This window comes from Aminobacter sp. UC22_36, assembly GCF_044056035.1.
Taxonomy (GTDB): Bacteria; Pseudomonadota; Alphaproteobacteria; order Rhizobiales; family Rhizobiaceae; genus Aminobacter.
Map to the genome: position 1 here is coordinate 2,712,302 of NZ_CP171996.1, position 23,251 is coordinate 2,735,552.

The following is a 23,251-nucleotide window of genomic DNA, read 5'->3' on the forward strand; positions in this document are numbered from 1 at the left end:
TTAACCTTACCAAATGGTTTACGTTGCACGGCGCATTCACAGGGGCCACTGTCTCCAGCAAAGAGGCAGGAGTCCCGATGCGGGCCTTTTCGAACCAATTCCAGGACACTGAAGCCGCCAGTCCGTATGCGAAGGGCAGCGTCTGATGCGCTATATTGTTGCCGTTTGGGCTACGCCGCTGGTTCTGTTCTGGGGCTGGTACTTCTTGTCGATCAACGACCTCAATTTCGGCTACCCGATCCTGAGTCGCGCCCTGAACCTGGCGATTTTTGACCTTTACGGCGAGTTGCTCGGCATCAATCCGATCAAGATTCCGTGGATGATCGCCAAGGCCTGTATCTTCGATACATGCATCCTGCTGGCCATCTGGGCTTTCCGCCGCCGCAAGCTGATTGCCGAGAAGGTGACGGGCTGGCGGGCTAGTCCTCGAACGGAGATGCGTCGAGCGTCTGTAGCCGGTCGAGTACACCCTGCAGAATAAAGGCGGCTGCGGCCGAATCGATGCGCCCGTCGCGCTTCTTGCGCGAGACATCCATTTCGATCAGCACGCGCTCCGCCGCCACCGTCGACAGCCGCTCGTCCCAGAAGAGGAATGGCAGATCGGTCAGGTTGGCGGCATTGCGCACGAAAGCGCGGGATTTTTGCGCACGCGGGCCCTCCGAGCCATCCATGTTGATCGGCAGGCCGATCACGATCGCGGCGGTGTTTTCCTTGGCCAGCATGGCAAGAAGTGCGGCGACGTCGAGGGTGAATTTCTTGCGGGTGATGACCTGGCGCGGATGGGAGAACGACAGGCCGCGATCCGAAACGGCCACACCGATGGTCTTGTCGCCGAGGTCGAGACCGGCCAGCGTCTTGCCGCCGGCGAGCAGCGCGGGCAGTTGTTCAATCGTAACGATAGCCAAGCGGCTTTCCTCTGTTCACCTGGAGCGACGCACATCCGTCGGGATGAGCAGGCCCTAACATCTTGAATTTGCGTATCGGCCCCTTTGAAAGGGGCCTTGTGCGTTCTATCCTTTGGCCGACAAAATTGCGAGGAGTGCCGAAACGATGAAGTTGACCTGGTACGGACATTCGGCGTTCCGCATCGAAGCCGATGGCGCCAAGATCCTGATCGACCCGTTCCTGAGCGGCAATCCGTCCTGGGGCAAGTCGTGGGTGGAAGCAGCCGAGGGCGTCACCCACGTGCTGCTCACGCATGGCCACGACGACCATATCGGCGATGCCGCAGCCGTCCTGAAGAAGACGGGTGCCATGCTCGTCGCCAATTTCGAGATCTGCATGTATCTCGTGGGCCAAGGCGTCAGCGACAAGCAGATCAATCCCGGCAATATTGGCGGCACCGTCGATTGCGGCAGCTTCACCACGACCTTCGTTTCGGCCCTGCATTCCTCGTCGGCAAGCGGGTCGGGCGGCGGGAACATTTATCTCGGCAATCCCGGCGGGCTCGTGCTGCATTTTGCCGAGGACCGCTCGCTCTACCACATGGGCGATACCGACATCTTCTCGGACATGGCCTTGATCAACGAGCTGCACCAGCCGGCGATCGGTATCGTTCCGGTCGGCGACCGCTTCACCATGGGAGGAGCCGTTGCAGCACTTGCCTGCCGGCGTTTCTTCAAGTTCGAAACTGTGGTGCCGTGTCATTTCGCCAGCTTCCCGATCATCGACCAGACCGCGGAAAAATTCGTCGATGGCCTCGAAGGCTCGGGCGTTGATGTGGTTCTGCCGAAGGTAGGCGTGGCAATCGACATTTGATCGAACGCGGCGCGCCGCGAGATAGGGGCTGGCGATGAAAATCTGGCGATTTGTTGCAGCGTTTTCGCTGACCGTGCTTTGCGCTTCGGCGGCCTCCGCCGCCGATTTCATCAAGGGCGTCTACCTGCAATCAGAGGAACTCTGCGCCCAGGCAAAAAAGGACTCGCTGCAGTCGGTGATCGACGCCAGCGGCTTGATCCTGTCGGCGCGTGGCATCGAAAGCGTCGAATACAATTGCGAGTTCCTCAACGTCACGCGGGCAACGCGCTCGCCGGCATGGGCGGTCACGGCGCTCTGCCAGGAGCCGGGCCATCTGTTCCCGGACACGCTTTCAATCCTTGAGCTGAGCCCGACGCAGCTTGAACTTGTCTCGGTGCGCCAGGTCGATCCAGAGGGCGGCCAGACCGACAATGGCGGTACCTATGTCCTGTGCGACGGCGTCACCATGCCATGAGCATGATCATCGATGTTGCACCGCGCGCGCCGCGCCGTTATAGCCCGACCTGACCAATTTACCGGCTTTCCGGAGTTTTTCGATGTCCGTTGATCTCAAGACCGTCAAGCGCGTCGCGCATCTCGCCCGCATCGCCGTGAGCGAAGACGATGCCCAGCGCATGACCGGCGAATTGAACGCAATCCTCGGCTTTGTCGAGCAGCTCAACGAGGTCGATGTCTCGGGCGTCGAGCCGATGACGTCGGTCACGCCGATGGAGATGAAGAAGCGTATCGATGCCGTGACGGATGGCAACAAAGCCGCTGACATCGTTGCCAATGCGCCGGCGACCGACGAGAATTTTTTCCTTGTGCCGAAAGTGGTGGAATAGGGCCTTCTCGGCCAGTCCATTGTCCCATCAGCAGCAGCTTTCGGCTGCTTGACCCGAAGTGATTTCGCCATGACCGAACTGACCCATCTGACGATTGCCGAAGCGCGCGCGAAGCTGCGCGGCAAGGAAATCACCGCCTCCGAGCTGACCGATGCCTATATCCAGGCGATCGAGCAGGCCAACCCGACCTTCAATGCCTATGTCGCGACCACGCCCGAAAAGGCACGCGAGATGGCCAAGGCTTCGGATACGCGGCTTGCCAAGGGCGAGGGCGGTGCGCTCGAAGGCATCCCGCTCGGCATCAAGGATCTGTTCGCCACCGAAGGCGTGCACACCCAGGCCTGCAGCCATGTGCTCGACGGTTTCGAACCGCGCTACGAATCGACAGTGACGGCCAATCTGTGGGCAGACGGGGCCGTCATGCTCGGCAAGCTCAACATGGACGAGTTTGCCATGGGCTCGTCGAACGAGACCTCTTATTACGGCCCGGTGGTCAACCCTTGGCGTCGTTCGCGAACCGATACGGTGGTGATGCCGACGACCCATCAGGGCGATGGCGGCTTCGTTGCCGCTGGTGGCACAAGGACCGCGCGTACGCTCGACAATGCCCAGCTGGTACCGGGCGGCTCCTCCGGTGGTTCTGCGGCAGCTGTTTCAGCCTTCCTGTGCGCCGGTGCCACGGCCACCGACACCGGCGGCTCGATCCGCCAGCCGGCGGCCTTCACCGGCACCGTCGGCATCAAGCCGACTTATGGCCGGGTTTCGCGCTGGGGCACCGTGGCCTTCGCCTCGTCGCTCGACCAGGCCGGCCCGATCGCGCGCGACGTACGCGACGCTGCGATCCTGCTCAAGTCGATGGCCTCGGTCGACGCCAAGGACACGACCTCGGTCGACCTGCCGGTGCCGGACTACGAGGCTGCGATCGGCAAGTCGGTCAAGGGCATGAAGATCGGCATTCCCAAGGAATACCGCGTCGACGGCATGCCCGAAGACATCGAAGCGCTGTGGCAGCGCGGTATCGCCTGGCTGAGGGATGCCGGTGCCGAGATCGTCGACATCTCGCTGCCGCACACCAAATATGCACTGCCGGCCTATTACATCGTGGCGCCCGCCGAGGCGTCCTCGAACCTTGCCCGCTATGACGGCGTCCGCTACGGCCTGCGCGTGCCGGGCAAGGACATCATCGAGATGTACGAGAACACCCGCGCCGCCGGCTTCGGCCGCGAGGTCAAGCGCCGCATCATGATCGGCACCTATGTGCTGTCGGCCGGCTATTACGACGCCTATTACCTGCAGGCACAGAAAGTGCGCACGCTGATCAAGCGCGACTTCGAACTGGCCTTCGCCGCGGGTGTAGACGTGATCCTGACGCCGGCAACGCCGTCGGCCGCCTTCGGCATTGCCGACGAGGACATGGCGGCCGATCCGGTCAAGATGTACCTCAACGACATCTTCACTGTGACGGTCAACATGGCCGGCCTGCCTGGTATCGCCGTCCCCGCCGGCCTCGACGGCCACGGCCTGCCGCTCGGCCTGCAGCTGATCGGGCGCCCGTTCGACGAAGAGACGCTGTTTCAGACCGCGCATGTCATCGAGCAGGCTGCGGGACGTTTCCAGCCGGAGAAGTGGTGGTAGGCGCATAGCGACTGCCCAGGTCGGATGTTCTTCTACCTCTCCAAGATCTTCTGGTTCTTCGCCCAGCCGCTTAATTTCGCGATTTTCCTGCTTGCGGCCGGGCTCGTTGCCAGCTTCTTTGGGCGCCGGCGGTTCTTCCGCACGGCCACGTTCGCCTCACTGACGATCCTGGCTTTCGCGACCTGGACCTCGCTCGGCTCGTTGATGCTCAATCCTCTGGAGGAGCGCTTTCAGCGTCCGGCAACGCCAGCCAAGGTCGACGGCATCATTGTGCTCGGCGGTGGTTTCGAGGGCGCGATCAATCTTGCGCGCGGCGGTTATGAGCTCAACAGCGGCGGCGACCGCTTCGTCGAGACCGCGATCCTCGCTCGCCGCTATCCCGATGCCCGCATCGTCGTATCGGGAGGCAGCGGAGCGCTCACGCTCGAAGGCGAGGGCGATGCCGATACCGCGCCTCGCCTGCTGGAAGCGCTCGGCGTGGCGCGCGACCGGCTCGTCCTCGAGAATCGCTCGCGTAACACCTACGAAAATGCGCTGTTCTCCAAGGAGCTGGTGACGCCGAAGTTTGGCGAAACCTGGCTGCTGGTCACCTCAGCATTCCACATGCCGCGTTCGATGGCGCTGTTTGCCAAGGCAGGATTTTCTGTCGTCGCCTGGCCGGTCGACTACCGGACCTCGGGCGAAGAGGGCGTCGGCCTGTTCACCGACAATCCCGCCGATTCGCTGCAAAACACGACGATGGCCATGCGCGAATGGATCGGTCTTTTCGCTTATTGGCTGTCAGGCCGGATCGACGATCCGTTTCCCGCCCCGAAATCCTGAATCAGCACTGCCTTTCGCGCTTCGGAAAAGAACTGGCGCCTGATCAGCACGGCGAGCAGCACGGCGGTGGTGGCAAAGAAGACGCGGGCGTCGACGAACCAGCCGAGATAGCCGATCGAGAAGAAGACGCCGCGCAAGCCGGCGTTGAAATGCTTGCCTGCGAGCTGGTTCATGCGGGTCGCCCGCATCACCGCAATATCGATCTCGGCATCAGGCTCGCTGCGGTTGCCTAGCTGAGGCACGGCGCCGATCAGGATCGAGCAGTAGTTGAACAGGCGGTAAGCCCAGCCGAACTTGAAGAACGAGTAGGCCAGGATGATGATCATGCCGATCACCTTGATTTCAAACAGTGGACGCGCCGTGGCGCCTGCCAGTGGCACATCGCTCAGGATCGCCAGCACGCGATCGGAGGCGCCAAGCAGGGCAAAGCAGCCGCCGACGGCAATCAACGAGCTTGAGGCGAAGAAGGCGGTGCCTTGCTGCAGGCCATTCATGATCGAGGTGTCGACGATCCTGACCTCGCGCCGCGCCATTGTCGCCATCCAGGCGGCACGCTGGGCGTTCATGGCACGCGTCAGCGACAGGCGCTTGACGAAATGGCCCTCGGCACCCAGTGCGTGAAAAATCCAGCCGGCGAGGAAAAACACCAGTGCCGCGATGTCGAGGCCGCTCAACGGGCCGGTCATGGAGAAGGAATCGTTGATCATCGACCGCACGCTATCATGGCCACAGGACATGTTTCGAGAGCGTGTGCCTGCCACGGCTTTGTCATAGGTGTTTAAAATCCATGAACGATCAATTTGGCATAAGTGCCTGATTTGATTAAAATTGGATTGATGTCTGCATGGCTGCCATGCAGATTTCGCCACGCTTTGGCCATTTTTTGCAATTGCGAAGGCGTCGGCAAAGGGGTATCCAGCCGACAACTCGGACGAGCGAAACGGCAGACCCGCCGCCAGCTTCCGAACCACAAGGGTTTTGCGATACATCATGGATGACGGCGTTCAGAAATCCTGCTGGGGCCTCACGGCCAAGGCAGTGATTGGCTTTGCAGGTTTTCTCCTTCTTGCCTGGCTGGTGAGTGGTGCTCAAACGACGGCTGTCGTGGCAGCAGGCTGATTCAAAACCTTCCGGATTGGATACAAAAAGCGCGGCTATGCCGCGCTTTTTTGCTATATGGTCTTGCGAGAACGCGCAGTTTTTTCAAATGTCGCGCGCTGAGCACACCACGTCGGATCGCGCCTAGCAGCAGACGTGAAAAGGGCGGAATGATCGTATACATATGCGACATAAGCCGCCGTCGCAGGGAGTGAGATTTGTTTCTTTCGGTATTCGACCTGTTCAAGATCGGCATTGGTCCGTCGAGTTCGCACACGATGGGGCCGATGACGGCGGCCGCGCGTTTCCTCGACGAGATACTGACCGGCGACTGGCCGCGCCCTGCCGGCGCCAAGGTCGATCGGGTCGGCGCGAGCCTGCACGGCTCGCTGGCCTATACCGGCGTCGGCCACGGCACCGACCGCGCCGTCATGCTCGGCCTCTACGGCCTGACCCCCGTCACCGTCGACCCGGACCAGACGGACGGCATCGTCGAACAGATCTCGCGCGACAAGTGCGTGTCGCCGGAAGGGCATCCGTCCTATCGCTTCGATCCGGGCATCGACCTGGTGCTCGACAAGAAGACGCCGCTGCTCGGCCACGCCAACGGCATGGCGTTTTATGCCTATGACGCCAGTGATCGGCTGCTGCTCAAGCGCATCTATTATTCGATCGGCGGCGGTTTCGTCGTTTCCGAAGAAGAGCTGCAGCGCATGAAGGCCAAGACCGTGGCGCCGGCGACCGGCAAGCGCGTGCCGTATCCCTTCGCCAATGCCGTCGAGATGCTGGCCATGGCGTCGAGGAGCGGGCTCTCCATCGCGGAGATGAAGCGCGCCAACGAAGAAATCCACATGCAACGTGCTGACCTCGACGCGGGGCTCGATGCTGTCTGGGACGCGATGAGCCGCTGCATCGACCGCGGCCTGTCGCAGGATGGCATCATGCCGGGCGGGCTCAAGGTCCGCCGCCGCGCACGCCAGTTGCACGACAAGCTGCAGGAGCAGTGGAGCCAGAACAGGCCCAACCCGTTGCTGGCCAATGACTGGCTGTCGATCTACGCCATGGCCGTCAACGAAGAAAACGCCGCCGGCGGCCGTGTCGTCACGGCACCTACCAACGGTGCCGCCGGCACGCTGCCGGCAGTCCTGCGCTACTGGCTGCATTTCCACGTCGAAGCCGACAAGGACAGCATCCGCGACTTCCTGCTGACCGCCGCCGCTGTCGGGGGCATCATCAAGACCAATGCCTCGATCTCGGGCGCTGAAGTCGGCTGCCAGGGCGAGGTCGGCTCCGCCTCCGCGATGGCAGCCGCCGGGCTGTGCGCGGTCATGGGCGGTACGCCCGAGCAGGTCGAAAACGCCGCCGAGATCGCGCTCGAACATCATCTCGGCATGACCTGCGACCCGGTCGGCGGGCTGGTGCAGGTGCCGTGCATCGAGCGCAATGCGCTTGGCGCGGTCAAGGCGGTCACGGCGGCGTCGCTTGCCATCAAGGGTGACGGCAAGCATTTTGTGCCGCTCGACGCAGCCATCGAGACGATGCGCCAGACCGGCATGGACATGAGCGAGAAGTACAAGGAAACCAGCCTTGGCGGCCTCGCGGTCAACGTCGTCGAGTGTTGAGGCTCTCGGTAACGCTTTTCTGAAGCTTGGCCTTTGCAGCAACGTCTGGGCGCTTCGGAACCGCGCGCCTCCAATATCGTGATTGGAAACGTCAACTTATCTGCCGTAGAACGCGGGCGGATGGCTGAAATGCCTGGTCCCGGGCGCACCGCATGGGCCGGACTGACGGCAACGTTCCAAGCCACAACCGCTTTTCGAACGGATCGTCAGGTCCCAGGTCCGTTCGATCCTTTATTGCACAGGCTGGCCCAACAGCCAGCCTGTGCAAAACCGCAGCCGGCGTTGAATACGCCTGACGGAGACGTTAGTTTTCAGGCCATGTCACTGAACATGCTAAAGCTCTGCGTCGGTTGCGACAGTGTCGAAGACCTCGAGCAATGGATTGCCTTCCGCCTCGACGAGCGCCGCCGCGCCGGCGAGCCGGTGGAGCAGTTCCACACCACTCGCATGGTGCCGACAAGGGGCGCCGAGCTGACCGATGGCGGATCGCTGTACTGGGTCATCAAGGGCAACGTTCAGTGCCGTCAGCGCTTGCTCGAAATTCGGCCATTCACCGATTCCGAAGGTATCGGCCGTTGCCACCTGATCCTCGATCCCGCTGTCGTTCGCACCGACTGGCAGCCGCGCCGCGCCTTTCAGGGCTGGCGCTACCTTAAAGCAGCGGATGCGCCAGTTGACCTTGGCCAAGGCGATGCGGCACTTGCCGAAATGCCGCCAAAACTGCGTCTTGAGCTTGCCGAACTCGGCCTGCTCTAGCCCTGGCGCCACAGCCCGTAACGTCGGGCTTGCAAGCAGACGCGCGCCGCCACATCTTCTTTACCGATGAGCGACGAAAGCAAGCCCCCGGTTCCGTCCGCCAATCGCCCGCCGGCCGAGCGCCGTTCGGACTCGGCCGCCATTGATGCCTTCATTCGCCAGGCGCGCGCGCTTGGCGCGGCCAAGGCCAATGGCCGCCTGATCCTGGCGCTCGACGCCACGATGAGCCGGCAGCCGACATGGGACCTTGCCTGCGAGGTACAGGGCCAGATGTTCGATGCGGTCGGCAAGACCGGCAGGCTGAATGTCCAACTGATCTATTTCCGTGGACTCGGCGAATGCCGGGCATCGAAGTTTGTCGCCGACACCGGATCGCTCAAGCAACTGATGACATCTATCGAATGCCGCAGCGGCCAGACCCAGGTCGGCAAGGTGTTGGCGCACGCGCTCAAGGAAACCGCTGCGACCAAGGTCGATGCGCTGGTCTATATCGGCGATGCGATGGAGGAAAATATCGACGAACTGGCCGAAAAGGCCGGCAAGCTGGGCCTGCTTGGCGTCCCGGCCTTTGTCTTTCAGGAAGGCCATGACGCGGATGCCGAGCGTGCCTTCAAGGAGATCGCGCGGCTGTCCAAGGGCGCATGGTTCCGCTTCGACCGCAAGGCAGCAGCGACCTTGTCGAAGCTGCTGTCGGCTGTCGCTGTCTTTGCCACCGGTGGCATCAAGGCGCTGGAGGCGAGAGGGCGACCGGAGGACATTTTGATGATCGAGCATCTGAGGAGCGGCAAGGCACCATGACAGTCTTCGCCGTCATAGCAGCGACCCTGATCTTTTCGGGTTTGGCGCTCACCGCGTTCCTGCGCACCGACGCGACCCAGCTTGCGCGTGCGCTGAAGCTGGCGGGCCCATTCGCTCTGGGGTTGCTGGGCGTGGTCTTGTTACTGTTGGGCCGGGCGGCTGTCGGTGGCGGCCTGATCTCGGCGGCTTTAGCATGGTATGCGACAGGACGAAGGGGCAGCTCGGCCAAACGAACGCCGGGGCGGCGATCGACTGTGCGCACGGCTGCTCTCGAAATGGAACTGGACCACGACAGCGGTGGCTTGCAGGGATTTGTCCTGGCGGGCCGCCAGGAGGGCAAGTCGCTGGCCTCGCTCGGACTTACCGAACTGAAGGCGCTTTATCAGGAGCTTTCCAGTGACCCGGAAAGCCGCCAGCTACTTGAAACCTATCTTGACGGCCGTTTTCCCGTTTGGCGCGAAGACGCGCAACCTGACCGTGACGACGGGCAGCGTGTTGCGCCAAGTTCTGGCGCCATGACTAAGGAGGAGGCCTACAAGGTCCTTGGTCTTGAAGCGGGGGCCGCCGCGGCGGACGTCCGCAAGGCGCATCGACGACTGATTCAACGCCTGCATCCCGACCTCGGTGGCTCGTCTTTCCTCGCGGCGAGGATCAACGAAGCCAAGGACGTCCTTCTCTCCGATCATCACTAGAACTCTCCTTCGACACAGAACTTTTCCAGGAGGTTGGCGAAGTGCTTACTGCGCGATGGCGTAGCAGGCGATCTTCTTCTTCTTCAGCGCGTTGCAGGCATTCCAGGCCGAGTCCTTGGAATCGAAACCGCCAAAGCGGGCACGGAAGTAGGTCACGCCGCCCTTTTCGAAGGGCACGGTGAAGCCGGAGGCATCGGCGAGAACCGTCGGTGCCTGCTTGGCGGTCTTGGACAGGATCGCCCGGGCCTCGCCGTCGCTCGGCGAGGAAGCGACCTGAATGGCCCAGCCGGATGGAACCGACGCGGTCTTCATCTGGTCGAGAGCCTGGACGGCAGGGGCGGGCTGTTCGGCATAGGCCTGCTCGACTGCAGCTGGTTCGCTCGGGGCACGATCCTTGGCCTTGCGAATCTGGAACGGGATCTTGCCGCCAAAACGTTCGGTCGAAGCCATGGCGATCTTGGGCTGCGCTGCAGCGGTGATGGTCGGCTTCGGCGCAGGCGCGTCAGCTGCTGCCACGACTTCCTCGACGCTTTCAACGGCTTCGTCCGCGGAAGCATCGGCGACCTCAACCAGATCGGCCTCCGGGCGGATGTCAGGTGTCGGGGCGTTGCGCTTGGGCAGCAGAGCCTTGGCCTCGGTGGTGGCGGGCATCGGGGTATCGCTCTTGGCGATCAGGTCGCCACCGCCACGCTTGGAAGCCTGCGGCATGTAGGTCTTGATCAGTTCGGCCATCTTGTTGTCGCGGCTTCCGCCGCTGGTGCCGCCCAGAACCACGGCGACGATGCGGCGATTGCCGTCCTGCACCGAAGAAACCAGGTTGAAGCCCGAAGCGCGGGTGTAACCGGTCTTGATGCCGTCGACGCCCTTGACGCGGCCGAGCAGGCGATTGTGGTTGGCGATACGCTGGCGGCCGAAGGCAAAGGAGCGGGTCGAGAAGTAGCCGTAATATTGCGGGAAATGCTCGCGCAGCGCGATGCCAAGCTTGGCCATGTCGCGCGCGGTGGTGAACTGGGCGGTGTTGGGCAGGCCATTGGCGTTGCGGAATACCGTGCCCTTCATGCCGAGGCTGCGCGCCTTGGCGGTCATCATGCGGGCGAAGTCGGCTTCCGAACCGGCGAGCATTTCGCCGAGTGCAGTCGCCGAATCATTGGCCGAGCGCGTGATGAGCGAGAGAATGGCTGCTTCGACGCTGATCGAACCACCTGCCTTGACGCCGATCTTGGTCGGCGGCTCGGCGGCGGCGTTCTTGGAGAAGACGACCTTGGAATCCTTCTGGATCCGGCCCTTCGAGAGAGCCTCGAAGGTCAGGTACAGCGTCATCATCTTGGTCAGCGACGCCGGATAGCGCCGGGAATCGGCGCTCGACGAGTGAAGCGTCTCGCCGGTGTTCGCATCGATGACGATCGCTGCGTAGCGACTGTCCTTTGCCGCCGAAACGGGGGCGGCTGACACCAGGCCGATGGCGGCGGCGAGGGTGAAAACCATGAACGATTTGATGGAGATAGCCGACTTGAGCACTTTACCCGGCAACGCTTGACGCACTGTTACACCCTTGAATTATTGTTGCATGAGGGGCGGCAAAGGTTCCTGCCCCGTATCGATGCACAGTAGGGTCACAGCGTTACCAATAAGTTTATGGTAACCGGCTCGTTCACACTTTTGCTCGGGCTTGAGTCTAACTTTAACGAATGAGGTCGTCGCTTCGGGTGGCGCAGAATGACGTGGGGTCAGTTGACAAATTGTGCGCTGCACAATATCTAGGCTGCATCGCACAATCGCATAGCGCAGCGCTCCCAACCCGAAAGGATGTAGCGATGACCCAGACCTATGAAGATTTCAGCAAATACGGCAAGGAATTCGTCGACACCGGCCTGAAGAGCTTCGCATCGCTCTCCAAGGGCGCCCAGGCGATCGCCACCGAGACGACCGACTACACCAAGAAGAGCTTCGAGACCGGCGCTGCCACTTTCGAAAAGCTGCTCGGCGTCAAGTCGCTCGAAAAGGCTGTCGAAATCCAGACCGACTATGCCAAGCAGGCCTATGAGGGTTTTGTCGCCGAGGCGACCAAGCTCGGCGAGCTTTATGCCGAACTCGCCAAGGATGCCTACAAGCCGTTTGAGTCGCTCGTCGCCAAGGCGAAGTGATCGACTGATCCCCGATTTAGGGGGGCTGGATCGAAAGATCCTGCAGATAAGACCCGGTTGCGCCCGCGCAGCCGGGTTTTTTGTTTTTCTTTTGCACAAGTGCTTCACGTTTATGGCAATTCGGGCCCTGCTGCCCCGGTCACCATATTGTCAGCACGTCAGAAGGGCTTAAAATCCCTCCGATGACACCTACATGACGAAGTGTCGGAATTGATGAAGGGCAGAACCAGATTGACGATCGGCTTGGAAGCCACGAACGAAGTCGTGGCGCGGATGCAGAACGGTGACGAGGGAGGCAACGGTCCAGGCCGCGGCACGGCTGTCATCACCCGTACGAAGACCAAGACCAAGCGGCCGAGCCTCTACAGGGTGCTCATCCTCAATGACGACTACACCCCGATGGAGTTCGTCGTGCATGTGCTCGAACGCTTCTTCCAGAAGGACAAGGAGGCCGCTACCCGCATCATGTTGCATGTCCATAATCATGGCGTCGGCGAATGCGGGATCTACACCTTCGAAGTGGCCGAGACCAAAGTGTCCCAGGTCATGGATTTTGCCAGACAGAACCAGCATCCGCTGCAATGCGTGATGGAGAAGAAGTGAGGTATTGAATGCCGGCTTTCTCCCAAGGCCTCGAAAAAGCGCTGCATCAGGCGTTGACGCTCGCCAACGAGCGTCACCACGAATATGCAACCCTCGAACATCTGCTGCTCGCCCTGATCGACGACAATGAGGCGGCCGCCGTCATGCGTGCCTGCAACGTCGACCTCGATGAACTCAAGCAGACCGTGCTGACCTATATCGATACCGAACTCGATAACCTCGTCACCGGCTACGACGAAGATTCCAAGCCGACTGCCGGCTTCCAGCGCGTCATCCAGCGCGCGGTGATTTACGTACAGTCGTCTGGCCGTGAGGAAGTGTCCGGCGCCAACGTGCTCGTCGCGATCTTCGCCGAACGTGAAAGCCACGCCGCCTATTTCCTGCAGGAGCAGCAGATGACCCGCTACGACGCGGTCAACTACATCTCGCATGGGATCGCCAAGCGCCCCGGCGCCACCGAGACCCGTTCACCGCGCGGTGCCGATGAAGAGCAGCACGGCTCGAATGGCGAGGCGGGTGAAGAGACTGGCAAAGGCAAGAAGCAGCAGGATGCTTTGACCGCCTATTGCGTCAACCTGAACGTCAAGGCGCGCGCCGGCAAGATCGACCCGCTGATCGGTCGCGAGTTCGAGATCAACCGCACCATCCAGGTGCTGTGCCGCCGCTCCAAGAACAATCCGCTCTATGTCGGCGATCCGGGCGTAGGCAAGACGGCGATCGCCGAAGGCCTGGCCAAGCGCATCGTCGAAGGCGATGTGCCTGAAGTGCTCGAGGATGCCACCATCTTCGCGCTCGACATGGGCACGCTGCTTGCCGGTACGCGCTATCGCGGCGACTTCGAAGAGCGGCTGAAGCAGGTCGTCAAGGAACTCGAGGAATATCCAGGTGCCGTGCTGTTCATCGACGAGATCCACACGGTGATCGGCGCTGGCGCCACGTCGGGCGGGGCGATGGACGCCTCCAACCTGCTCAAGCCGGCCTTGTCGTCGGGCGCGATCCGCTGCATCGGTTCGACCACCTACAAGGAGTTCCGCCAGTTCTTCGAAAAGGACAGGGCGCTTGTCCGCCGTTTCCAGAAGATCGATGTCAACGAACCGACGGTCGACGACGCCATCGAGATCATGAAGGGCCTCAAGCCTTATTATGAGGACTTCCACAAGGTGAAGTTCACCAACGAGGCAATCAAGGCCGCGGTCGAACTCTCGGCGCGCTACATCAACGACCGCAAGCTGCCCGACAAGGCGATCGACGTGATCGACGAAACGGGCGCCTCGCAGATGCTGCTGCCCGAAAACAAGCGCAAGAAGGTCATCGGAATCAAGGAGATCGAAGCGACGATCGCCACGATGGCGCGCATTCCGCCGAAGACTGTCTCCGCCGACGACGAGAAGGTGCTGGCCGGCCTCGAGGTCGAACTGCAGCGTGTCGTCTACGGTCAGGACACGGCGATCACGGCCCTTACCTCGGCGATCAAGCTGGCACGTGCCGGCCTGCGCGAACCGGAAAAGCCGATCGGCTCTTACCTGTTCTCCGGCCCGACCGGCGTCGGCAAGACCGAAGTGGCAAAACAGCTGGCCCTGTCGCTGGGCGTCGAACTGATCCGCTTCGACATGTCGGAATACATGGAGCGCCACACCGTCAGCCGCCTGATCGGTGCGCCTCCCGGCTATGTCGGCTTCGACCAGGGTGGTCTGCTGACCGACGGCGTCGACCAGCATCCGCATTGCGTGCTGCTGCTCGATGAAGTCGAAAAGGCCCATCCCGACCTGTTCAACATCCTGTTGCAGGTCATGGACCACGGCAAGCTGACCGACCACAACGGCAAGCAGATCGACTTCCGCAATGTCATTCTGATCATGACCACCAATGCGGGCGCGTCGGACGCGCAGCGCGCGGCGATCGGTTTCGGATCGACAAAACGCGAAGGCGACGATGTCGAGGCGATCAACCGGTTGTTCACACCGGAGTTCCGCAACCGTCTCGATGCCATCATCCCGTTCGGCTCGCTGCCGGTGCCGGTCGTGCATCAGGTCGTGCAGAAGTTCGTCATGCAGCTGGAAGCGCAGCTTTCCGAGCGTGGCGTGACCTTCGACCTGTCGCCGGATGCCATCGCCTGGCTTGCCGAAAAGGGTTACGACGAGCGCATGGGCGCGCGTCCGCTCGGCCGCGTCATCCAGGAGCACATCAAGAAGCCGCTGGCCGACGAGGTGCTGTTCGGCAAGCTCAGGAAGGGCGGAACGGTGCGTGTCACCGTCGAGAAGAAGGAAACCGGCGAGACCGGCCTGAAGCTCGAGACGCTTGCCGACGAAGTGCCGGTGAAGCCGAAGAAGGAAGATCCGGCCGATCGTCCGAAGCTCAAGAAGACGGCCGCCAAGAAGCCGGCCGCCAAGAAGGTCGTGGCGGCAAAGCCAAAGTCCGACCCGAAGGGCAAGGATGGCGGCAAGCGCAGCCTGGTTCCGCAACTTCCCCGCAAGGGTTGATCGCAAGAAACAAAGGAGCCCCGGAAACGGGGCTTCTTTTTTGCCTAAGTGACAGCAAGAGTGCCTTAGGCGACAACTGGACTTTCGACACGGTTTCTGCCGAGCCGCTTGGCGCGGTAAAGCCAGGTGTCGGCATCCCTGGTCATCTGTTCGGATGAAATAGGTCCGCTTGTCGCGGTTGTTACGCCGATGCTGACGGTGGTGCACAGTCCCGGCTCTGCCAAGGTCATGGTCGCGACAGCGGAGCGAAGGCGTTCGGCGAGAATGGCCGCATCGCCGGCGCTCAAATCCAGGCAGACGGCGACGAACTCTTCGCCACCATAGCGGAACAGCTGGTCGCCGCTGCGCAGCGCCCCGTCCAGCGATCGCGCGACGTCCTTCAACACCTTGTCTCCGGTCACATGGCCGTATTGGTCGTTGATGTTCTTGAAGTGATCGATGTCGATCATCAGCATGCTCACTGGCTTGCCAGCGGCCAGGGATCGGTCGATCAGCGACTGCGCCACCGTCTCGAACTGGCCGCGGTCGCTGGTGCCGGTCAGCGTGTCCTTGCCTGCTTTTTGCAGCAGGTCCTCGTAGCGGTGGCGGAAGGTCAACCGGTCGAAAACCTGGAGCAGCGGTTCTGGCCCGGACAAGGCCGGCCTAGTTTCGACAAAGCGGAGATAGATGACAAGCATGGCGCTATAAAGGGCTGCCGCTGCCATCTTGGCGATCCAGCCGCCATAAAGCGCGCTGATCGGCACGCCCGAGACGAGGTGAAGGCCGAGGAAAAACAGCAGTTGGTCGAACGTAAGCACCAATGCTGCGCTCAGGAATATGCGTTTGAACAGGGTGTTGGCGATGCGCTGGCCGAGCTTCTCGTAGATCAGGATCAGCGCGATGCTGTCGAGGAACAGCAAGGCCGTGCCCCAGACCATCAGCACACCCATGTCGTCGAGGAAAGTCAGGTCAGGCTGGTAGCCGGGCATTTCCGCAACGTCGCCATAGAGGCGCAGGATCAGTGCCAGCGCGACCATCAGGCAATTGCCGATCAACAGTCCATAGATCGGCTGGCGCACCGTCTCCGCATCCTCCTTGATGTAGAGCAGGAGAAACATCATCAGCTTGCCGGAAAACATCACCGTCGAGCCGGGCGAGATCAGGCCAAAGGGCAGCTGAACGAAGAAGACCGCCGCGAGGTAGGTCTCGAGGAAGTGCATCACTCCAAGCACGCAAACGAAGATGCCGATGCCGAATCTATGGCGTGAATGGAACACCGCTGCCATGGTCACGAAGTAGATGAGCGCCTGCAGGGCCAGCAGCAATGCACCTGTCATGACGTGACTGTTCCTCGCTTCCCATTCAGCGGCCTACCTACACATTCACAATACGTAAACCGTTAAAATACCGTCTCTTACGGTCGCTGGCATGACATGGCGATGGTGTCGGTCGCAGTCACAAGGCGCAAGTCCATTGCGCCACAAGGACGGACCCACTGACTTGGCCGGGAGGCCGTGCTATGCGCGTTTGCAATGCCCGCTGACGATACATCTTTCATGCCGAGCCTTTCGACGCGCCGCCTGTGGTATCTGCGCGGCGTACGGGCCGCCTTCTCGATCCCGGGGCTGATCCTGGCCAGCGCTTTCATCGGCTTCGCCGGGCTCGCCAAGGAAGCCGGGCTGACATTGGTGCAGACCGTGTTCATGGTTGGCATGGTCTGGGCGTTGCCGGCGAAGGTCGTGCTCATCGGCGCGATCCTGTCGGGCGCCTCGCTGCCTGCAGCGGCGTTTGCGGTGGCGCTATCGTCGATCCGACTGACGCCCATGGTCGTGGCGCTGGTGCCCGAACTGCGCGGGCCGAAGACGCCGCGCTGGGTGCTCTATTTCCTGTCGCATTTCGTTGCCGTCACCTCCTGGGTTCTGGCGATGGAGCGGCTGCGCGGCATCCCGCGCGAGCTGCGCACCAGCTATTATGCCGGGCTCGGCTCGACGCTTGTGCTGTTCAATATGGGCGTAACTGCCGTCGTCTATCTCGTCGCCGACAGCTTGCCGCCAGAGGTCTCGGCGGCACTTTTCCTGCTCACGCCGATGTATTTCCTGACCTCGCTGTGGGGCTCGGCGCGCGAGCGGGCAGGGCATGTAGCGATGGTCCTGGGCCTCATCCTTGGCCCGCTGCTCCATCTCGTCGTGCCCGGCTTCGATCTGCTTGGCGCCGGGCTCATTGGCGGCGGCGTTGCCTTCGCATTTCACCGCCTGTCGCGCCGAAAGGCACCAGCATGACCTTCGATGCGATCGACGCCTGGTGGTGGCCATTCCTGTTCATCCTCGTCGGTGGCTGGCTCGCCACCGATGCCTGGCGTTTTCTCGGCGTCTATCTTGGCGACCGGATCTCCGAGGATTCCGACCTTTTGGTGCTGGTCCGCGCCCTGGCGACGGCGCTCGTTGCCGCTGTCATCGGCAATCTGATCGTGTTCCCGAGTGGCGCGCTCGCCGACACGGCACTTGCCTTGCGCCTCGCCGCCGCCGCTGGCGGCTTTCTCGCCTACCTTTGCCTTGGGCGGAAGATACTTGTCGGCATCGTCGCGGCCGAGCTGATCTTGTTGGCTGGGCTGTGGTTTGAATGAGCCGGGAATGCGAGCAGGCTGGCGACGCGGCAGCTTGGTCGTGAGGTTGCTCGAAATTCAGTACATCAAATTCACAACCGCTTAATTGCCGAGGCCTAAGGTCCCCAAGGGGTTGGGGGACCCGCAATGGCTGAAATCCAAGCGACAAGGACTGCACTCAGTCAAGGAATCGACGCCTTGCTGGCCGTAAAAGTGGCGCTCGTCGTCGCAATGATCACGATCGATGCCGCATGGATCGCTTCAACCAGCTTTGAATTTGACTTTGCAAGCGCGGGCAAGGTGGTTGCCGCCACATCTGCCTTGGCAATCGTTTCCTGGTTCTATCGTGCAAAGCGCCCTATCGAGCGCTTCCACGTCTTGTGCGCCGAGACAGCTCTGTTGTTGGCATTTTCTGCCGCTGCCGCCGTGCTCAGCATCTTGATGACTTCGGTAGATATGCCGCTGATCGACGACAGGCTGATGGCATTCGACGCCGCACTTGGTTTTGATTGGCGCGCCTATGTCGAGTTCGTCAATGCCAGGCCCTGGCTTGGTCAGCTGTCGTCACTGGTCTATGTCACCTCCCTGTCACAGGTCGCATTGACCATACTCGTGCTTGGCTTGCTGGGTCGAGCCGGACGAGTTCAGCATTTCGTGACTGCAGTCATGCTCGGTGCGCTGTTGTGCATTTTGGTGTCAGCGCTCTTGCCCGCGGCCGGGGCTCTCGGGACCATCCGGCCGCCCGCCGACTTCATGGCTATGAATCAGCCAATCGTCGATCTCGCATACAAGCAGGCGTTTTTTGACATTCGCGACGGCGCGTCACGCTGGATTTCACTTGAGCAACCCCATGGGCTCATAGCATTCCCGTCGTATCACTGCACGCTGTCGGCGTTGATCGTGATGGCTTTCTGGAGGGTCAGGATCTGGTTCTGGCCGGTGTTGGCACTGAACCTTGCCGTCATTTTGTCGACGCCAATTGATGGCGGTCATCATCTTGTAGACGCTTTGGCAGGCATCATCGTCGCACCTGTCGCCTGGACGATGGCTGCGGCAGGGTCGATGGCGGTTGCAGGCCTAGGTAGGCAGGCTTCACGTTGATTTAACGGCGCGCCTCTAAGCTTGCTTCGCTTGGAGAGCTTGAGAATGGCATTTCACCCTATCGAACGCCTTATCTTGATGATTACTGGTGCGTTGATCGTCAGCGACGCGTTCCTGATCTGGTGGAAGGACATCAACGTCTCTTCGGATTTTTTCCTGACGTCGGTCGGCGTTGCCGCGTTGTTTATCGGGATTGGCCAAATTTACCGTCGCTGGCGCGACAGTGAACGTATCGCGCTCACCATGCACGCGATTGCTTTGTTTCTCGTTTTTTCGGTCTTCTGCGCTCTGTTCAATCTGCTGCTGCTACCGCGCCCGACAGCTCCCATTGATTTCGTCTTGGTCCAAATCGATGCTTGGCTTGGCTATTCGTGGCCAGCGCTTTGTGCCTGGGTCGCAAATTTCCCGTTGCTGAATGCCGTGCTGCGCACGGTCTATCTGTTGACGTTGGCTCAGCTCTTTCTGGCTTTCGTGCTGCTCGGAATGTCGCTCGACCGCAGGCGCCTGCACGCTGGTGCGTTGGCAGTCGTTGTCTCGGCCTTGGTCGTGATATTTTGCTGGGCGCTGTTTCCCTCAGGGGGCGCATCGGCCTACTGGCAGCTCGATCCGGAGATCGACGCAATTGTCCGTCCGGTGGTCAATTCAGAATACGGCGCCATGCTCTATCGTCTCTATGCCGATGGGGTGCACGATATTACCGCCCTGCAGGTGACGGGACTCATCGGGTTCCCGTCGTTTCACACGGTGATGGGGCTGATCTCGCTGATGGCCGTTTGGCCCTACCGTGCCTTTCGTATCGCCTTGCTCGTGCTGAACGCGTTCCTCGCACCGGCGATTCTCATTCACGGCGGGCATAATCTTGTCGATGTCTTTGCCGGTGTGTTGATCGGAGCTACGGCCTGGTGCCTCAGCTTGGCGGCCTTTGACGCTTATGAGCGCAGTGCGCATCGCAAGGCAGCAATGGCTGTGACCCATCGAGATTATGCCGTTGGAGCCCGATAGGTTGAACGGCTGGAACGTGCATTCTCACGCCCCTGCTAGCACCGTCCTGATCTTCTCCGCATTGGCGGCCAGCACCTCTGGTTGCTCCATGACAGCCGCATGGCCTTTCGGTGCGATGCCCTCGAAGCGTGGCACGATGTGAACATGGAGATGGAAAACCGTCTGGCCGGCCGCGCCTTCGTTGAACTGCGAAATCACGATGCCGTCGGCGTCAAAGGCCTTCTGGGCGGCCCGCGCCACCTTCTGGACGGCCGCGAAAAGTCGGCCGAACGTTTCGGGCTCGGCATCGAGCAGATTGCGTGACGGCGACTTGGGCACCACGAGCGTGTGCCCAGTGCTTTGCGGCATCACATCCATGAACGCCACCACGGCATCGTCTTCGTAGACACGATGCGAGGGGATCTCGCCGCGCAGGATCTTGGCGAAGATGTTGTTTGGATCGTAAGCGGCGCTCGACATGGCCTATCCCGTTTGCTGCGATTTCGTGGTGGATGTTTCGGCGCTGGCGGGCGGGACGTCAAGCCGCGGAAGGCCGCAAGGAGCTGAGTTGAACCACATCTATCTGATCGTGGCGGTGGCCTTCGAGGTTGTCGCAACCTCCGCCCTAAAGGAAACCAATGGTTTTACGCGGCTGTGGCCGTCGGTCATCGCGCTGGCTGGCTATGCCTGCGCCTTCTACTTCCTGTCGCTGGTTCTGCGGCAGGTGCCGGTCGGTATCGTTTATGGCATGTGGTGCGGCGCCGGCATCGTCTTCATCACTGGTATCGCCTGGATCTGGTTCCGCCAGACGCTCGATCTGCCCGCGCTTTTCGGCATCGGTCTGATCATGGCCGGCGTCATGGTGATCAACCTGTTTTCGAAGTCGATCGTCCATTGAGCGTCAGCCACGCCGGAACGGCCCGTGCTCCTCGAGGTATTCGCTGATCTGCGAAACTTCCTGCCGCTCGCGCTCCAGATATTCGGCAATCGCCCGCCGGAGCCCCGGATGGACGATGTAGTGTGCGGATTGTGTGGCGACCGGGCGGTAGCCGCGGGCCAGCTTGTGTTCGCCCTGCGCTCCGGCCTCGACGACCCTGAGCTTGCGTTCAATGGCGAAGTCGATGGCCTGGTGATAGCAGACCTCGAAATGCAGGAAGGGGTGGTCCTCGATGCAGCCCCAGTTGCGGCCGTAGAGCGTGTCGGATCCGATGAAGTTGATCGCCCCGGCGATGTAGCGCCCGCCACGCTTGGCCATGACCAGCAGCACGTCGTCGGCCATGCGCTCGCCGATCAGCGAGAAAAACGTGCGGTTGAGGTAGGGCCTGCCCCATTTGCGGCCGCCGGTGTCCATGTAGAAGGCGAAGAAATCGTCCCAGTGCGCCTCGGTGATGTCCTTGCCGGTCAGGCGTTCGATCGAAATACCTTCCGCCAGCGCCTCGCGCCGTTCTTTCTTCAGCGCTTTGCGCTTGCGTGATGCAAGGGTCGCCAGGAAATCGTCGTAGCAGGCAAATCCATCGTTGATGAAATGAAACTGCTGGTCGGTCCGCCGCAGAAAGCCGGTCGTCTCGAGGATGTCGACCTCATCCGGTTCGGCGAAGGTGACATGCGCCGACGACACGCCCACGCCCTCGGCGACGCTGCGCAGCGCCGTTGCCAGCGCGGCCTTGGTCGTTGGGGCAGCAGCGCCCGGGACCGCCAGCAGACGAGGGCCGGTCGCCGGCGTGAACGGTATGGAGGCCTGGAGCTTGGGATAGTATCGTCCGCCGGCGCGCTCGAAAGCGTCGGCCCAGCCATGGTCGAAGACATATTCGCCCTGGCTGTGTGACTTGGCGTAGCAGGCAAGGGCACCGAGAAAGCTGCCGTCGGCCTTTTCCAGACGGAGATGGTGGCCTTGCCAGCCGGTCTTGCGCACGGCGCAGCCGGATTCCTCAAGAATGCTTAGAAAATCAAATGAAACAAACGGGTTGTAGACCGACTCTAAAGTTCTGGACGTGCCCGACAGCCTGTTCCAGTCGTCGCGGCCGAACTCGCTGATGCTTGAGACGACGCGGACGGCATAACCGCCATCCGCACTCGTCGCCCCGACATCGCTCGCATTGCTCATGCGTTGTTACTTACGCTCGATAACGGCCGTTGCAAGGGTCAGGCTACCGCCAGCGCGTCAGGATCGAAGCCCTCGAATGTCATCTGGTCGGCCTGTGCGAAGGTCGTCCGCACGGCGTCCTGGTCGCGCACCGTCCAGGTGATGACGGGCATGGCGAGCTTGTCGCGCACAAAGCTGACAAACCTGTTCGGCAGGTGTGTGACGGAGTAGGACACAAACGAGATGCCGTGCGCCAGCATCGAAAAATGTGCTTCGAGCTCGTGATCCAGATCGCCCCACGCGGTCAGTCCGGCCGGAATGCCTGGCGCGTGGCGGGAGAAGTCGCGGATCAGCCAGTGATCGAAGGACATGATTGCGGCCTTGCCCTTGTAGTTGCGCAAGGCGGCGGCAACTCGTTCGACCAATTCGCCGTCATGTCCGGGAATGCCCTTCAGCTCGATGACCAGCGGTACGCGTCCATCGACCAGCTTGAGCATTTCGGCAAGGGTCGGCACGTGATCGGCGGTGCCGCCGACACGAAGGGCCGCAAGCTCGCGTGTCGTACGCTGCCAGATGAAGCCATCCGTGCCGGTCAGCCGGTTGAGGACGTCGTCATGAAACACGGCGACGTCGCCGTTGGCGGTCAGATGCACGTCGCACTCGATGGCGTAGCCGCGCGCCGCTGCCCGCTCAAAGGCCGACAGCGTGTTTTCCCAGCATTGCTTGTTGAGGTCGTGCAGGCCGCGATGGGCGATGGGGCGGGCGGTCAGCCAGGAAAGGTCGGTCATGGGCTGGTCAATCGTGTTCGATGATGGCTTCGATCTCGACAGCGGCGTTCAGCGGCAGCGAGGCAACGCCGACGGCCGAGCGCGCATGCTTGCCGCGTTCGCCCAGTGCCGCGACCAGGAAGTCGGAGGCGCCGTTGGCGACGAGGTGCTGCTCAGTGAAATCGGACGACGAGGCGACAAAGACGCTGATCTTGACGATGCGGCGGATCTTTTCGAGGTCGCCAAGCGCAGCCTTTGCCTGCGCGAGGATGTTGACGGCGCACTGCATTGCCGCTTCCTTGCCGCCTGCAACGTCGACATCGCGGCCAAGCAGGCCGGTGGCGGTAAGCTTGCCATCCTTGAGCGGCAACTGGCCGGCGGTGAAGACGAGGTTGCCCGATGCCATGAACGGCACGTAGTTGGCGGCAGGGGCTGCGGCTGCGGGCAGGGTGACGCCAAGAACGCTTAGCCGCTTTTCGATTGTTTCGCCCATCGTCTTTCCTTAT

Annotated in this window: 27 protein-coding genes; 19 read left to right on the forward strand and 8 right to left on the reverse strand. The window is 61.5% G+C overall.

The annotated features are described in order from the left end of the window. Positions 1-145: 145 nt before the first annotated feature. Positions 146-481, forward strand: coding sequence for a DUF6105 family protein (locus ACHMW7_RS16630; RefSeq protein WP_395446728.1), 336 nt, complete (start codon positions 146-148; stop codon positions 479-481). Here ACHMW7_RS16630 and ruvX read toward each other — a convergent pair. After that, positions 420-905 (reverse strand): Holliday junction resolvase RuvX, encoded by a 486-nt coding sequence (ruvX, locus tag ACHMW7_RS16635; RefSeq protein ID WP_395446729.1) that lies wholly within the window; start codon positions 903-905, stop codon positions 420-422. The two genes, ACHMW7_RS16630 and ruvX, sit on opposite strands and share 62 nt — an antisense overlap. Before the next feature lie 145 nt (positions 906-1,050). Between ruvX and ACHMW7_RS16640 the strand changes: the two genes are divergently transcribed. The 5 genes from ACHMW7_RS16640 (at position 1,051) to ACHMW7_RS16660 (ending at position 5,039) form a co-directional block, all read left to right on the forward strand. Continuing rightward, positions 1,051-1,758, forward strand: coding sequence for a metal-dependent hydrolase (locus ACHMW7_RS16640; RefSeq protein WP_395446730.1), 708 nt, complete (start codon positions 1,051-1,053; stop codon positions 1,756-1,758). 34 nt (positions 1,759-1,792) lie between these two features. Next, a complete protein-coding gene (locus ACHMW7_RS16645) occupies positions 1,793-2,212 on the forward strand; it encodes a hypothetical protein (protein ID WP_395446731.1) in 420 nt (139 codons plus the stop codon). Between the two features lie 82 nt (positions 2,213-2,294). Continuing rightward, positions 2,295-2,582 carry an Asp-tRNA(Asn)/Glu-tRNA(Gln) amidotransferase subunit GatC gene (gatC, locus tag ACHMW7_RS16650; protein ID WP_395446732.1) on the forward strand — a complete coding sequence of 96 codons (288 nt, stop codon included), beginning with the start codon at positions 2,295-2,297 and terminating at the stop codon, positions 2,580-2,582. A gap of 69 nt (positions 2,583-2,651) precedes the next feature. Then, positions 2,652-4,217 carry an amidase gene (locus ACHMW7_RS16655; protein WP_395446733.1) on the forward strand — a complete coding sequence of 522 codons (1,566 nt, stop codon included), beginning with the start codon at positions 2,652-2,654 and terminating at the stop codon, positions 4,215-4,217. Positions 4,218-4,241: 24 nt separating this feature from the next. Continuing rightward, entirely contained in the window at positions 4,242-5,039 is a 798-nt protein-coding gene (locus ACHMW7_RS16660) for a YdcF family protein (RefSeq protein WP_395446734.1), read from the forward strand. Here ACHMW7_RS16660 and ACHMW7_RS16665 read toward each other — a convergent pair. Continuing rightward, positions 4,988-5,746, reverse strand: coding sequence for a DUF599 domain-containing protein (locus ACHMW7_RS16665; protein WP_395446735.1), 759 nt, complete (start codon positions 5,744-5,746; stop codon positions 4,988-4,990). The two genes, ACHMW7_RS16660 and ACHMW7_RS16665, sit on opposite strands and share 52 nt — an antisense overlap. A gap of 283 nt (positions 5,747-6,029) precedes the next feature. Here ACHMW7_RS16665 and ACHMW7_RS16670 point away from each other — a divergent pair, with 283 nt between their 5' ends. The 5 genes from ACHMW7_RS16670 to ACHMW7_RS16690 all read left to right on the forward strand — a co-directional run bounded on the left by ACHMW7_RS16670 (position 6,030) and on the right by ACHMW7_RS16690 (position 10,005). Further along, positions 6,030-6,158 (forward strand): hypothetical protein, encoded by a 129-nt coding sequence (locus tag ACHMW7_RS16670; protein WP_395446736.1) that lies wholly within the window; start codon positions 6,030-6,032, stop codon positions 6,156-6,158. A gap of 197 nt (positions 6,159-6,355) precedes the next feature. After that, positions 6,356-7,759, forward strand: a complete 1,404-nt coding sequence (locus ACHMW7_RS16675) for an L-serine ammonia-lyase (protein ID WP_395446737.1) — start codon at positions 6,356-6,358, stop codon at positions 7,757-7,759. Between the two features lie 318 nt (positions 7,760-8,077). Further along, a complete protein-coding gene (locus tag ACHMW7_RS16680) occupies positions 8,078-8,515 on the forward strand; it encodes a DUF1489 family protein (protein WP_395451343.1) in 438 nt (145 codons plus the stop codon). Positions 8,516-8,581: 66 nt separating this feature from the next. Further along, a complete protein-coding gene (locus ACHMW7_RS16685) occupies positions 8,582-9,313 on the forward strand; it encodes a VWA domain-containing protein (protein WP_395446738.1) in 732 nt (243 codons plus the stop codon). Continuing rightward, positions 9,310-10,005, forward strand: coding sequence for a DnaJ domain-containing protein (locus tag ACHMW7_RS16690; RefSeq protein WP_395446739.1), 696 nt, complete (start codon positions 9,310-9,312; stop codon positions 10,003-10,005). The genes ACHMW7_RS16685 and ACHMW7_RS16690 overlap by 4 nt, the downstream gene beginning before the upstream one ends. 45 nt (positions 10,006-10,050) lie before the next feature. Here ACHMW7_RS16690 and ACHMW7_RS16695 read toward each other — a convergent pair whose 3' ends face one another. Beyond that, positions 10,051-11,490 (reverse strand): SPOR domain-containing protein, encoded by a 1,440-nt coding sequence (locus ACHMW7_RS16695; RefSeq protein ID WP_395446740.1) that lies wholly within the window; start codon positions 11,488-11,490, stop codon positions 10,051-10,053. A gap of 329 nt (positions 11,491-11,819) precedes the next feature. Here ACHMW7_RS16695 and ACHMW7_RS16700 point away from each other — a divergent pair, with 329 nt between their 5' ends. From ACHMW7_RS16700 to clpA, 3 genes are all read left to right on the forward strand, one after another. Then, positions 11,820-12,149, forward strand: coding sequence for a phasin family protein (locus ACHMW7_RS16700; RefSeq protein WP_109576093.1), 330 nt, complete (start codon positions 11,820-11,822; stop codon positions 12,147-12,149). Positions 12,150-12,422: 273 nt separating this feature from the next. Next, positions 12,423-12,752, forward strand: a complete 330-nt coding sequence (gene clpS, locus ACHMW7_RS16705; protein WP_184767885.1) for an ATP-dependent Clp protease adapter ClpS — start codon at positions 12,423-12,425, stop codon at positions 12,750-12,752. Positions 12,753-12,760: 8 nt separating this feature from the next. Beyond that, positions 12,761-15,232: an ATP-dependent Clp protease ATP-binding subunit ClpA gene (gene clpA / locus ACHMW7_RS16710; protein ID WP_395446741.1), complete on the forward strand. Its 2,472-nt coding sequence runs from the start codon at positions 12,761-12,763 to the stop codon at positions 15,230-15,232. Positions 15,233-15,297: 65 nt separating this feature from the next. On the opposite strand, the gene ACHMW7_RS16715 is transcribed toward clpA, so the two are convergent. Continuing rightward, entirely contained in the window at positions 15,298-16,548 is a 1,251-nt protein-coding gene (locus ACHMW7_RS16715; RefSeq protein ID WP_395446742.1) for a diguanylate cyclase, read from the reverse strand. Between the two features lie 219 nt (positions 16,549-16,767). On the opposite strand from ACHMW7_RS16715, the gene ACHMW7_RS16720 reads away from it, so the two are divergent. From ACHMW7_RS16720 to ACHMW7_RS16735, 4 genes are all read left to right on the forward strand, one after another. After that, positions 16,768-17,490: an AzlC family ABC transporter permease gene (locus ACHMW7_RS16720; RefSeq protein ID WP_395446743.1), complete on the forward strand. Its 723-nt coding sequence runs from the start codon at positions 16,768-16,770 to the stop codon at positions 17,488-17,490. After that, a complete protein-coding gene (locus ACHMW7_RS16725; protein ID WP_395446744.1) occupies positions 17,487-17,834 on the forward strand; it encodes an AzlD domain-containing protein in 348 nt (115 codons plus the stop codon). Before ACHMW7_RS16720 ends, ACHMW7_RS16725 begins: the two co-directional genes overlap by 4 nt. 126 nt (positions 17,835-17,960) lie before the next feature. Beyond that, complete coding sequence (locus ACHMW7_RS16730) at positions 17,961-18,914, forward strand: phosphatase PAP2 family protein (RefSeq protein WP_395446745.1); 954 nt, start codon at positions 17,961-17,963, stop codon at positions 18,912-18,914. Between the two features lie 45 nt (positions 18,915-18,959). Further along, positions 18,960-19,916 carry a phosphatase PAP2 family protein gene (locus ACHMW7_RS16735; RefSeq protein WP_395446746.1) on the forward strand — a complete coding sequence of 319 codons (957 nt, stop codon included), beginning with the start codon at positions 18,960-18,962 and terminating at the stop codon, positions 19,914-19,916. Positions 19,917-19,940: 24 nt separating this feature from the next. Here ACHMW7_RS16735 and ACHMW7_RS16740 read toward each other — a convergent pair whose 3' ends face one another. Further along, positions 19,941-20,375, reverse strand: coding sequence for an HIT family protein (locus ACHMW7_RS16740; RefSeq protein WP_395446747.1), 435 nt, complete (start codon positions 20,373-20,375; stop codon positions 19,941-19,943). Positions 20,376-20,463: 88 nt separating this feature from the next. On the opposite strand from ACHMW7_RS16740, the gene ACHMW7_RS16745 reads away from it, so the two are divergent. Further along, on the forward strand, positions 20,464-20,793 hold the full coding sequence (locus tag ACHMW7_RS16745; RefSeq protein WP_395446748.1) for a DMT family transporter: 330 nt from the start codon (positions 20,464-20,466) through the stop codon (positions 20,791-20,793). 3 nt (positions 20,794-20,796) lie between these two features. Here ACHMW7_RS16745 and ACHMW7_RS16750 read toward each other — a convergent pair whose 3' ends face one another. The 3 genes from ACHMW7_RS16750 to ACHMW7_RS16760 are packed head-to-tail and all read right to left on the reverse strand — an operon-like array spanning position 20,797 to position 23,238. After that, a complete protein-coding gene (locus ACHMW7_RS16750; protein ID WP_395446749.1) occupies positions 20,797-21,999 on the reverse strand; it encodes a GNAT family N-acetyltransferase in 1,203 nt (400 codons plus the stop codon). A gap of 38 nt (positions 22,000-22,037) precedes the next feature. Further along, positions 22,038-22,766, reverse strand: a complete 729-nt coding sequence (locus ACHMW7_RS16755) for a glycerophosphodiester phosphodiesterase (protein WP_395446750.1) — start codon at positions 22,764-22,766, stop codon at positions 22,038-22,040. A gap of 7 nt (positions 22,767-22,773) precedes the next feature. Beyond that, positions 22,774-23,238 (reverse strand): RidA family protein, encoded by a 465-nt coding sequence (locus ACHMW7_RS16760; RefSeq protein WP_395446751.1) that lies wholly within the window; start codon positions 23,236-23,238, stop codon positions 22,774-22,776. Positions 23,239-23,251 lie beyond the last annotated feature (13 nt).